Below are 10165 nucleotides of genomic sequence, written 5' to 3'. Positions count from 1 at the left end.
GGGGCGTGCGTGCCGCGGGTGAGGACCCCGACGACCGTTCCGTCCGCGAGGGGCAGGCCCACCGCGGAGGGGACGACGTCGGAGGCCAGCCACGACCGCACCACGTGCCACCACTGGACGGTGCGCTCGGCGTCCTCGAACGGCGCCGGCGCGGGGCGCCAGGCCGAGGTGTCCGGGTCCAGCCGCACGAGCCCGGCCAGCTCGCCCAGGCCGAGGAGACGGACGAGCTCGGCGTGCTCGATCCCCAGGGCCGAGCGCAGCCGGCGCAGCTCGCGCACGCCGATCCCGCCCGCCCGCAGGGTGGCCAGCGGCCGGGCCCGCAGCTCGGCGCGCAGCGCCGCGGTCCGGCGCAGCAGCTGCTCGACCGCGGCCGCGGCGGCGTTGTCCCGCCACCGGTCGGGCACGCGCGCCGCCGGTGGGACCGGCGGCTCCGGGGAGGTCGCGGCCCAGGGGTCGGGCCCGCGCAGCAGCAGGCCGACCTCCCGGGGGAGCTCCACGTGGCGGGAGTCCACGGGGAGGAGGACGTCGTGGGCCAGGAGCCAGTCGACGGGCCGAGCGCCGGCGTCGGCGGCCGGGTCGACACGGCGCAGGGCGTCGGGCAGGGCGCCCACGGGGCGGGAGCGGAACCGCTCGAGGACCTCCCGCGCCGGGGCGGGCCACTGCGCGAGCTCCTCGGCGGTGCGGGGCCCGGCCCCGGCACCCGGCGCGGCGGGTGCTTCGCCGCGCAGCCGGGCGGCGAGGGCGGCGAGCACCGGCCGCGGGCGGCCGAGGCCCGCCGGATACCGGCCGAGGGCCTCCGCCAGCCCGGGCACGAGCCGCAGTGCCCCGCCGTCCCGGTGGACCAGCCCCAGGCGGTGCAGCCGAGCCCAGGGCGGACCGGACAGCAGCCGCGCGGCGGGCTCGTCCGGCGGGCCCAGCACCACGGCGCGCTCGACGGCGTCCAGCTCCGGCCGGGAGAGGGCGTCGAGGGCCCGGCGCAGACCCGCCCGGGACAGCAGCGCCTCGGCGAGGTCCTCGACGGACTCCGTGCCCGGGCGCGCGGCGTCGGGCCGGGCGGCGAGCAGCTCGCCCAGCTCTGCGGGGGAGCGGGACGCGAGATCCCGGAGCAGCCCGTCCGGGAGCACGGGTCAGGCCCGGCGGCGGCGCAGCAGGGAGCGCACGAGGACCGCGCAGAACAGCAGGAAGGCCACGGGGAACGCGAACCACGGAACGGCCGTGAGCCCGTCCCAGGGGTCCGCGCCGACGGCCTTGAGCACGAGCAGCAGGGCGAGGCACACGGCGCAGACCAGGCCGAGCACGACCGCGCAGACGCCGAGGACGTCGATCCCCGGGCGTCGGGCAGTGCGGTGCACGGGCGCGGCCGCACGGTCGTCGGAAGCAGGCATGACTCCAGAATACCGAGCGGGACGGTGTGCCGGTGACCGCGCCCCGGCGGTCGCCACCCGCGGAGCAGGGCTAGAATGGGAGGTTCCACAGGGTGGCCCGGCGGCAGCGACCGACGGGCCACCCCTCCACGAACACGAGGACGAGGGAGACAGCGTGCCCACCGGCAAGGTCAAGTGGTTCGATGCGAAGAAGGGCTTCGGGTTCCTGGCGGCCGACGACGGCCAGGAAGTGTTCCTGCCCTCCTCCGCGCTGCCCTCCGGTGCCACCACGGTGAAGCCGGGCACACGGATGGAGTTCGGGGTGGCGCAGGGGCGGCGCGGGGCGCAGGCGCTCTCCGCCCGGATCCTCGACCGGACCCCGTCGGTCGCGAAGAACGTCCGGAAGCCCGCCGACGAGATGGCGGTCATCACGGAAGACCTCATCAAGCTCCTGGACGAGATGTCCAACGGGCTGCACCGGGGCCGCTACCCGGACTCCGCGCACGGGAAGAAGATCGCCGCGATCCTGCGCACGGTGGCCGACAACCTGGACGTCTGAGGCCGCCGCGCCCGTCCGACCACCGATCCCGAGCACCCACCGCCGGCACCCACCGGCACCCACCACGAGGGAGACCAGCAGTGACCGAGGAGACCGTCCAGGACGCGCCCGCCGAGGCCGTGCCCCCGTCGCCCGAGCCGGCGGCAGCGGCACCCCGCCGCCGGCGGGCCCCGAAGCAGGACCCCCTGCTCGTGGCCGACGTCGCCACGGCCCGCGCCGGGGTGGAGCAGATCGCGGAGCCCTGGCAGATCGGTGCCGGTCACCGCGTGACGGTGGAGGAGGACCGGCTGGTCGTCCACCTCTTCGAGTGCACGCTGCCCGGGTACCAGGGCTGGAACTGGTTCGCGAGCCTGGCCCGCGCCCCGCGCAGCAAGGCGGTGACGGTCTGCGAGGTCGGCCTGCTCCCCGGGGAGGACGCGCTGCTGGCGCCCGAGTGGGTCCCGTGGTCCGCCCGCGTGAGCCCTGAGGAGAAGGCCCAGGAGGAGCAGGACCGGGCCGAGGACGAGGCCGCGGAGCACGCCGCGGCCGGCGGACCCGAGGGCTCCGGCGGCGCATCCGGCGGCGAGCCGGTTCCCGCCGACCGTCCCGCGGCCGAGGACGGGCCCGTCGCGCCGCAGGAGGGCGAGGGGTCCTGACCGCTCCGCCGGGGGCCGCGAGGACGGACGACGCCCCGGAGCCCGCGCGCGGGATGTTCCGGTCCTTCCGGTTCCGCAACTACCGGCTGTGGTTCCTGGGTGCGCTCGTGTCCAACATCGGGACGTGGATGCAGCGCACGGCCCAGTCGTGGCTCGTCTTCGACGAGCTCTCGGACCACGACGCCACCGCCATGGGCGTGGTGACGGCCCTGCAGTTCCTGCCCCAGCTCTTCCTCGCGCCCTGGGCCGGCGTGCTCGCGGACCGCCTCGACCGGCGGCGCCTGCTGCTGTGGACGCAGACGGCCATGGCGGTGCTGGCGGCCGGCCTCGGGGCGCTGGTCCTGGCCGACGCGGCCACCCTGTGGCACGTCTACGGCTTCGCCCTCGCCCTGGGTGTCGTCTCCACGCTCGACGCCCCCGTGCGGCAGACCTTCGTCTCCGAGATGGTCGACGACGCCTACCTCTCCAACGCCGTGGCCCTGAACGCGACCTCGTTCAACACCGCCCGGATGATCGGGCCCGCCGTGGCCGGCGTGCTCGTGGCCTCGATCGGGTCGGGCTGGGTGTTCCTCCTCAACACGCTGACCTTCGGTGCCATGCTCGCGGCCGTCCTCGCGATCCGCACGGACGAGCTGCGCGGAATGCCGCGCTCCGGCCGGGGACGGGGCCAGATCCGGGAAGGACTGGCCTACGTGGGCAGCCGCCCGGACATCGTGGCGGTGCTGGTCACCATCTTCCTCATCGGCACCTTCGGGCTGAACTTCGCGGTGTTCCTGGCCGCCATGGCCGGTCCCGAGTTCGGCCGGGGCCCGGAGACCTTCGGGCTGCTCAACTCGGTGCTCGCGGTCGGCACGGTGGCGGGGGCCCTGCTCTCGGCCCGGCGCCGCAGCGCCCGGCTGCGCTACGTCTACGGGGGCAGCGCCGTCTTCGCCCTCAGCTGCCTGGGAGCGGCGACGGCACCCACCCTCCCGCTGTTCGCGCTGTGGCTGGTCCCCTGCGGACTGTCCTCGCTGACCATCATGACCACCGCCAACGCGTACGTGCAGTCCACCACCTCGCCCGTGATGCGCGGACGGGTCATGAGCCTCTACATGGCCATCTTCATGGGGGGCACCCCGATCGGGGCGCCGGTCGTCGGCTGGATCACCGACGCCCTCGGCGCGCGCTGGGGCATGGGGGTGGCCGTGGCGGCGGGACTCGGCGGAGCCCTGGTCGGCTTCGTCGTCTGGCTCCGGCTGCGCGCGGAGCGCACAGCCGTCGAGGAGTCCGGCTAGCGGGCGGGCCGTCCGCGGAGCTGCTCGACGACGTGGTCCACGCAGGCCAGCAGCCGGGCGACGTCGTCCGGCTCGATGGAGACGAACGTGGCGATCCGCAGCTGGTTGCGCCCGAGCTTGCGGTAGGGCTCGACGTCGACCACCCCGTGGGTGCGCAGGACCGCCGCGACGCCGGCCGCGTCCACGGTGTCGTCGAAGTCCACGGTGGTGATCACGGTGGAGCGGTCCTCCGGGCGGGCCACGAACGGCGCCGCGAAGGACGAGGCCTCGGCCCACGCGTAGACCAGGTCCGAGGAGGCCTTCGTGCGGGCCGCGGCCCACGCCATGCCGCCCTGGTCGTTGAGCCAGCGGACCTGCTCGTCGAGCAGCACGAGGGTGGCCAGCGCCGGGGTGTTGTAGGTCTGGTTCCTGCGGGAGTTCTCCAGCGCCGTGGTGAGCCGCAGGAAGTCCGGGATCCACCGCCCGGAGGCGCCGATCCGCTCGATCCTCTCGATCGCGGCGGGGGAGAACGCGCCCAGCCACAGCCCGCCGTCCGAGCCGAAGTTCTTCTGCGGGGAGAAGTAGTAGACGTCCGTCGCGGCCACCTCCGCGGCCATCCCGCCCGCGGCCGAGGTCGCGTCCACCAGCACCAGAGCGTCGTCCGCGATCCCGGCGGGCCGGGCCACGGGGGCGGCGACCCCGGTGGAGGTCTCGTTCTGGGGCCACGCGTAGACGTCCACGCCCTCCTCGGCCCGGGCCTCGGGGCGGGTTCCGGGGGAGGCCTCCACGATCGAGGAGGCCGCCAGGAACGGGGCGCCGTCGGTGGCCTGGGCGAACTTTGCCCCGAACTCCCCGAACACCTGGTGCTGGGCCTTCCGCTCGACGAGCCCGAGGGTGGCGGCGTCCCAGAAGGCGGTGGCACCGCCCAGGCCCAGGAGCACCTCGTGGCCCTCGGGGAGGCCGAGGAACTGCGCGAGGCCCTCGCGCACCGAGCCCACGAGCTCCTGCACCGGCGCCTGGCGGTGTGAGGTGCCGAGCAGGCCCGCCCCGGCGCGGGCGACGGCCTCGACCTGCGCAGGGCGGATCTTCGAGGGCCCGGCACCGAACCGGCCGTCGGCGGGCAGCAGGTGCTGGGGGATGGTGACGTGTGCGGGCAACGGGCGCTCCCTCGTGGGTGACGTGCGGCGGGTGGCGTGCGGCGGGCGCGACCGACTCGAAGGGGCGCTCGCGCCGTGCGCGCCTCGGCCCATTCTGCCCCACCGGCGGGCGCGGACTCCCCGGGTGCCACCTCCCGTTCGGGCCGCCGCTGGGCTCTCGCACTAAGCTCGGGCGGGAAGACCGGACCGGGCGGGATCCCCGGGCCCGGACGGCCGGACGAAGGATGACTGAGGCATGAGCGACCTGATCGACACCACGGAGATGTACCTGCGGACCGTCCTCGAGCTCGAGGAGGAGGGGATCACGCCGATGCGGGCGCGGATCGTCGAGCGCCTCGACCACTCCGGGCCCACGGTCTCGCAGACGGTGTCCAGGATGGAGCGGGACGGGCTGCTGACGGTGGGCCAGGACCGGTCGTTGTTGCTCACCCCGGCGGGCCGGGAGCGGGCCGTGCAGGTGATGCGCAAGCACCGGCTGGCGGAGCGGCTGCTCGCCGACGTCATCGGCCTGGACCTGGCCCAGGTGCACGACGAGGCGTGCCGGTGGGAGCACGTGATGAGCGAGCAGGTCGAGCGGCGGCTGATGGACCTGCTGCACAGCCCCCGGTACTCGCCGTACGGCACGCCGATCCCGGGTCTGGCCGCCCTCGGCGTCGAGGAGAGCCCCGCCGCGGCGCACCCCTCCCTGCTCGACGCCGCCCGCCGCGACCCGGACGGGCCGCGCACCGTGGCGCTGCTGCCGGAGGTGGTCCAGGCGGACGCCGACCTCCTGGGCGTGCTGAGCGACGTGGGAGTGCTCACCGGGGCGGAGGTCCGGGCCCGGGTGGACGGTCAGATCGTGCGCATCGAGGTGGCGGCCACCGGGCGGTCCGCGGAGGTCGACCTGCGCACCGCCGCGGCCATCCGCGTCCTCGCCCCCTGAGGGACCGGCGGACGCCCCCGGTGACGTCCGCAGGGCGGCCACGTCCGGGAGGCGGCCCCGGAGAAGGCCTGCGGGGTGTCCTCGGAGCGCTCCGGCGAGCAGCTCGTTCGAAGTGTGTGGACGTTCACAAGGTACTTTTCGCCAGTACGGCCCGACCGGGGCTTCGGGCTCGGAGACGCCCTGGTGGGGCGCGGGTTCCTGGGGTCCCCGAACGCCCTGCACAGCTCGTCACACTCGAGAACTCGTAAGCTCTCCTGGATCAATGAGCTGGTATTGAGACTCGTGGTGTTGTGCGGTCGTTATCGGCCGTGATCAAAACGTGACACTTCCGTAATCTGTCATGTACTGTTCAACCCGTGCCGATCACTGGTCGGATCGGCGCCCTCGGAGCACATCGCCGAATTCTGCCGGTGCCCGTGGCCTCTACACAGAAACTGCTTGGCAGAAGCGGGGGAACCAATTTCGGTCCCGGTGATCCGGGTCCTTGGGGTTAAGTCGTTCAGAGCGCGTGCGTTCTGCGGCCGGGTGTCTCCCACCCGAATCCGACAGCTCACCTCGTAGGCAAAGGGAGGAACTCAACCATGTCGCTTTTCAAGCTGAACGCTGCCCGCCACCGTGCCGAGACCACCTCGCACGCCGTGCGCAACACCACCATCGCCGCCGCTGCCGGCGCCGCGATGATCGGCTCCGTGGCTCCGGCCCAGGCCTTCGCCCAGGCCCCCGTCGAGACCGGCGCGGCCTACTCGGCCCCGGCCTCGCTGGCCCAGTACTCCTCGTACACCTACCAGGCTCCGGTCGCCGCGCAGCCCGCCGCTCCCGCCTACGAGGCCCCGGCCCCGCAGCAGACCGCCGCCACCTCGAGCGTGACCCCGCAGTCCACCGCCACCACCGAGATCGCCCCGGCCTCCTCCGGCGGCCTCGTGGGCACCGCGATGTCGGCGCAGGGCGCGGGCTACGTCTACGGCGGCACCGCCTACGGCGCCTGGGACTGCTCCGGCTTCACCCAGTGGGTCTTCGCCCAGAACGGCATCGACCTGCCCCGCACCACGTGGTCCCAGTTCGCGGCGGGCACCCCCACCGCCAACCCGCAGCCCGGCGACCTCGTCTCCCAGAACGGCGGCGCCCACGTGGGCATCTACATCGGCGGCGGCAAGATGATCTCCGCCCTCAACCCGGCCCAGGGCACCCAGGTCCACTCCGTCAACGCCATGCAGCTGGACGGCTACTACACCTTCTGATCCGGTCCGCCGCCCGCGACGACCCCGTTCGCCGCGGGCGGCCCGTGATCACCCCCCTCACGCGCCGAGGCCCGCTCTCCCGGTTCTCGGTGCTGCCTGCTGTCCGCACGGACGGCGCCCCCACTCCTCCGCTCGCCCGGCCCTGCGTTCCCGATCCCGGAACGCACTCCTGCCGGACACCGGTTCACCCCGCGCACCGCCCGGGGTGATCCGTGCTGTCACCGCGCCCTCCGGCAGGCCCGGCTCCGAAAGAAAGTCGCCTGAACTCCTCATGACTCGTGACCTGACCCCCTCGAACGGCATCGGTTCGCTCCTCTCCGGCAAGGCCCGCACCGTGGCCGCCGTGGCGGCCTTCTCCGGTCTGGCCCTCGCCACCACCGTCTCCGTGCAGGCCTCCCCGGCCCAGGACGCCTCCGCCGACGCCCCGCTGTCCGCCGTCGCCGCCGCCACTCCCACTGCGGCGCCCACCGTGTCCCTCGAGCCGGTCGCCCACGTGACGAAGGCGGAGGCGCGGGACGACAAGAAGGCGGAGAAGAAGACCGAGAGGAAGACCGAGAGGAAGACCGAGCAGAAGGTCGACGCCCCGGTCGTCGCGACGCCCGCGGTGGCGGCCCCGGCCCCGGTGGCCGCTCCGGCCCCGAAGCCGGTCGTGCAGGCCGCTCCGGCCCCGAAGCCCGCCGCCGCTCCCGCCCCCCAGCCCGCCGCGGCGCCCGCCCCGAAGCCCGTCGTCCAGGCGGCCCCGGCCCCGAAGCCCGTCGCGGCGCCCGCCCCCAAGCCCGCCGTGCAGGCCGCTCCGGCCGCTGAGCGCACCGTCAGCCCGCAGAGCTCGGCCTCCGGCAAGGGCGCGACCATCTCCTCCGCCGCCATGGGTCAGCTCGGTGTGGGCCAGGACTGCACCGCGCTCGTCACGAACGCCCTGCGCGCTGCCGGCATCAACCACCACGGCTGGCCGGCCTCCTACCTGAGCCTCGGCTCGCAGGTCTCCGCCGGCCAGGCGCAGCCCGGTGACCTCGTCTACTACGCCGACGGCGGCATGGGCGCGGCCCACATCGCGGTCTACATCGGTGGCGGCAAGGCCGTCCACGGCGGCTGGAACGGCGGCACCACCGCCATCTCCGGCGTCAACGTGGGCTCCGGCCCCGTCTTCGTCCGCGTGCGCTGACCGCACGCGAGAGCACCGCTTCGGGTGCGCGGTTCCTGGTCGGCCAGACGGGAACCGCGCACCCGCTGTCGTCCCGGCGTCCACCGCGCCGGCCGCCACGGCGCCCTGTGGGCGGCCGATAGAATGGGCCCATGTCCACCGACTTCAGCCGCAACGCCCGCACGAGCCTCGATCGCGAGTTCGCCTACATGGCCTACGGCATGATCGCCGGCGCCGTGCCCGGCGTCGTGGCCGGTTTCGTCGTCGCCGCGTTCGTGGGCCACGCGGCGATGTGGCTGTCCGTCCTCGGCGGCATCGGGATCGTGCTCGGCCTGGTCACCGGGATCCTGCTCCACCGGAGGCGGCACGACTCGGCCGGGACCGCGGACCCCCTGGAGCGCGGCGCAGCGCCGGAATGACGTGGTCCCGCAGCAGCGGGGCGAGATCCGCGGGGAGCCCGCCGGGGGAGTCCTCGTCCACCGGCTGCCAGCGCAGCTCCTGGATCTCCGCGAGCGGCTCGGGCCGCCCCGTCAGGGGCGCCGTGAACACCGTGCAGCGCACCCATGCGCCGGTCTCGTTCGCCGCCGGCGCCACGAACACCCCGAGCGGGCGCAGCTGAGCGGTGTCCAGCCGCAGGCCGACCTCCTCCGCCGTCTCCCGCACGGCCGCCGCCGCCGGGGACTCGCCCGGGTCCAGCTTGCCGCCCACCAGCATGAAGCGCTCCGTGCCGCGCTTGCGCACCGTCAGCAGCGCCCCGTCGTCGTCCCGCAGGCACACGGCGGTGATGGTCAGCACCTCGGCGTCCGCCGGCAGGCCGTCGGTGGGCCCTTCTGCGGCGACGCGCAGCCGGCCGATCTCGGCCTCGAGGTTGCGGGCCGCCGCCGGACCCCAGCGGCGCTGGGCCGCGGCGGTCCGGAACAGCGGCTGCCGGCCCTGGAGGTCCTCCAGCACGCGCAGCCGGGCCTGCGCGAACAGTGGGCCGGGCACGTGCGCGTACTCCGCCCGCACGCCCGCCACGTAGGCCGCGTAGCCGGCCGGGTCCGCGCCGAGCACCGCGAGGTCGGCGTCCAGGAGCACCGCTCCGACGGTGTCCTCGTCCGCGACCCGGTGCCCGAGGGTGAGCAGGACCAGCCGCTCGACCTCCGCCACGAGCGGTGCGGGGAAGCCGGCGGCGAGCAGCCGGGAGCGGGCCAGCTCCGCCGACTCCCGCTCGTCCGCCCCGGGACGGCCCCGGTAGACCGCGTCGTGGAACCACGCGGCCAGGACGAGGGCCTCGGCCCGGGCGGGATCGAGGCCGGTGCCCGTCCGGAGCAGGTCGACGGCCTCGAGCACCGCCAGCAGGTGGGCGGGGCCGTGGTAGTGCCGGTGCGGCTCGCTCCACCGGTCCACGAGCTCCGCCCCCAGCTCGGGGTGCGCCGGGAAACGGGCGGTCCACCGCCGCCGCAGCACCCGGGCGATCCGGTCCGGACGCGCCCGCGCCGGGACGCGCAGCCCGCTGCGCACGAGCACGCGCGTGAGCTGCCGGCCGTCGACCGGCAGCGCACCCGCGGCGACCGCCGCGGGGTACAGGTCCTCCCGCACGTCGTAGTGGTCCCGGTCGAAGGCGCGCCGGGCCACGCCCAGCCGGTCCGCGAAGTCGTGCAGCTCCTCGTAGGACGTGTCGGAGACCAGGTGGGAGAAGTGCGTCCCGTGGGCGGGCCACAGCGGCGGGTCGATGTAGACGGGCATGCGACCGATCCTAGACGCGGCCGGTTAGCGGGGGTCCGGGGGACCCCCTAGACTGTTCGGGTCGCCCTCGTAGCTCAGGGGATAGAGCACGGCTCTCCTAAAGCCGGTGTCGTTGGTTCGAATCCAATCGGGGGCACGCACGGACGCCCCGGACCGCACGGTCCGGGG

The 10165-nt window shown here is 74.9% G+C and carries 10 protein-coding genes, 1 tRNA gene, 1 pseudogene and 1 riboswitch; of the genes and pseudogenes, 8 read left to right on the top strand and 4 right to left on the bottom strand.

Features of this window, described 5'->3' with window-relative positions; all coding sequences use genetic code 11:
• Together ACYVM4_RS11400 and ACYVM4_RS11395 are read right to left on the bottom strand one after the other, a co-directional pair.
• Window positions 1–1124 (bottom strand): annotated as a pseudogene (locus tag ACYVM4_RS11400) (hypothetical protein); the annotation flags it as partial.
• Between the two features lie 3 nt (window positions 1125–1127).
• Window positions 1128–1385 (bottom strand): hypothetical protein, encoded by a 258-nt coding sequence (locus ACYVM4_RS11395; protein WP_460668644.1) that lies wholly within the window; start codon window positions 1383–1385, stop codon window positions 1128–1130.
• Window positions 1386–1539: 154 nt separating this feature from the next.
• On the opposite strand from ACYVM4_RS11395, the gene ACYVM4_RS11390 reads away from it, so the two are divergent.
• From ACYVM4_RS11390 to ACYVM4_RS11380, 3 genes are all read left to right on the top strand, one after another.
• A complete protein-coding gene (locus ACYVM4_RS11390) occupies window positions 1540–1923 on the top strand; it encodes a cold-shock protein (RefSeq protein ID WP_368822676.1) in 384 nt (127 codons plus the stop codon).
• 80 nt (window positions 1924–2003) lie between these two features.
• Window positions 2004–2558, top strand: a complete 555-nt coding sequence (locus ACYVM4_RS11385) for a DUF3027 domain-containing protein (RefSeq protein ID WP_460668643.1) — start codon at window positions 2004–2006, stop codon at window positions 2556–2558.
• 53 nt (window positions 2559–2611) lie between these two features.
• Window positions 2612–3832, top strand: a complete 1221-nt coding sequence (locus ACYVM4_RS11380) for an MFS transporter (RefSeq protein WP_460668642.1) — start codon at window positions 2612–2614, stop codon at window positions 3830–3832.
• On the opposite strand, the gene serC is transcribed toward ACYVM4_RS11380, so the two are convergent.
• Window positions 3829–4968: a phosphoserine transaminase gene (serC, locus tag ACYVM4_RS11375; protein ID WP_460668641.1), complete on the bottom strand. Its 1140-nt coding sequence runs from the start codon at window positions 4966–4968 to the stop codon at window positions 3829–3831. The two genes, ACYVM4_RS11380 and serC, sit on opposite strands and share 4 nt — an antisense overlap.
• Before the next feature lie 235 nt (window positions 4969–5203).
• Between serC and ACYVM4_RS11370 the strand changes: the two genes are divergently transcribed.
• The 4 genes from ACYVM4_RS11370 (at window position 5204) to ACYVM4_RS11355 (ending at window position 8688) form a co-directional block, all read left to right on the top strand.
• Window positions 5204–5890 carry a metal-dependent transcriptional regulator gene (locus ACYVM4_RS11370; RefSeq protein WP_368822681.1) on the top strand — a complete coding sequence of 229 codons (687 nt, stop codon included), beginning with the start codon at window positions 5204–5206 and terminating at the stop codon, window positions 5888–5890.
• Window positions 5891–6315: 425 nt separating this feature from the next.
• Window positions 6316–6466, top strand: a riboswitch (cyclic di-AMP (ydaO/yuaA leader).
• 5 nt (window positions 6467–6471) lie between these two features.
• Window positions 6472–7128: a C40 family peptidase gene (locus tag ACYVM4_RS11365; RefSeq protein WP_460668640.1), complete on the top strand. Its 657-nt coding sequence runs from the start codon at window positions 6472–6474 to the stop codon at window positions 7126–7128.
• Between the two features lie 271 nt (window positions 7129–7399).
• Window positions 7400–8290, top strand: a complete 891-nt coding sequence (locus ACYVM4_RS11360) for an NlpC/P60 family protein (RefSeq protein ID WP_460668639.1) — start codon at window positions 7400–7402, stop codon at window positions 8288–8290.
• A 131-nt stretch (window positions 8291–8421) separates the two neighbouring features.
• Window positions 8422–8688, top strand: coding sequence for a hypothetical protein (locus tag ACYVM4_RS11355; RefSeq protein WP_460668638.1), 267 nt, complete (start codon window positions 8422–8424; stop codon window positions 8686–8688).
• On the opposite strand, the gene ACYVM4_RS11350 is transcribed toward ACYVM4_RS11355, so the two are convergent.
• Window positions 8606–9997 carry a DUF4031 domain-containing protein gene (locus tag ACYVM4_RS11350; RefSeq protein WP_460668637.1) on the bottom strand — a complete coding sequence of 464 codons (1392 nt, stop codon included), beginning with the start codon at window positions 9995–9997 and terminating at the stop codon, window positions 8606–8608. The genes ACYVM4_RS11355 and ACYVM4_RS11350 overlap by 83 nt on opposite strands.
• A gap of 63 nt (window positions 9998–10060) precedes the next feature.
• On the opposite strand from ACYVM4_RS11350, the gene ACYVM4_RS11345 reads away from it, so the two are divergent.
• Window positions 10061–10133, top strand: a tRNA-Arg gene (locus ACYVM4_RS11345).
• Window positions 10134–10165 lie beyond the last annotated feature (32 nt).

Source organism: Kocuria himachalensis, from assembly GCF_054784195.1.
This window is presented reverse-complemented; position numbering and strand designations above follow the sequence as displayed.

What these genes read in the sequence shown, in the direction of transcription:
- ACYVM4_RS11395 (WP_460668644.1), bottom strand. Translation starts at nt 1,385, where the DNA reads ATGCCTGCTTCCGACGACCGTGCGGCCGCGCCCGTGCACCGCACTGCC.
- ACYVM4_RS11380 (WP_460668642.1), top strand. Translation starts at nt 2,612, where the DNA reads ATGTTCCGGTCCTTCCGGTTCCGCAACTACCGGCTGTGGTTCCTGGGT.
- ACYVM4_RS11370 (WP_368822681.1), top strand. Translation starts at nt 5,204, where the DNA reads ATGAGCGACCTGATCGACACCACGGAGATGTACCTGCGGACCGTCCTC.
- ACYVM4_RS11365 (WP_460668640.1), top strand. Translation starts at nt 6,472, where the DNA reads ATGTCGCTTTTCAAGCTGAACGCTGCCCGCCACCGTGCCGAGACCACC.
- ACYVM4_RS11360 (WP_460668639.1), top strand. Translation starts at nt 7,400, where the DNA reads ATGACTCGTGACCTGACCCCCTCGAACGGCATCGGTTCGCTCCTCTCC.
- ACYVM4_RS11355 (WP_460668638.1), top strand. Translation starts at nt 8,422, where the DNA reads ATGTCCACCGACTTCAGCCGCAACGCCCGCACGAGCCTCGATCGCGAG.
- ACYVM4_RS11350 (WP_460668637.1), bottom strand. Translation starts at nt 9,997, where the DNA reads ATGCCCGTCTACATCGACCCGCCGCTGTGGCCCGCCCACGGGACGCAC.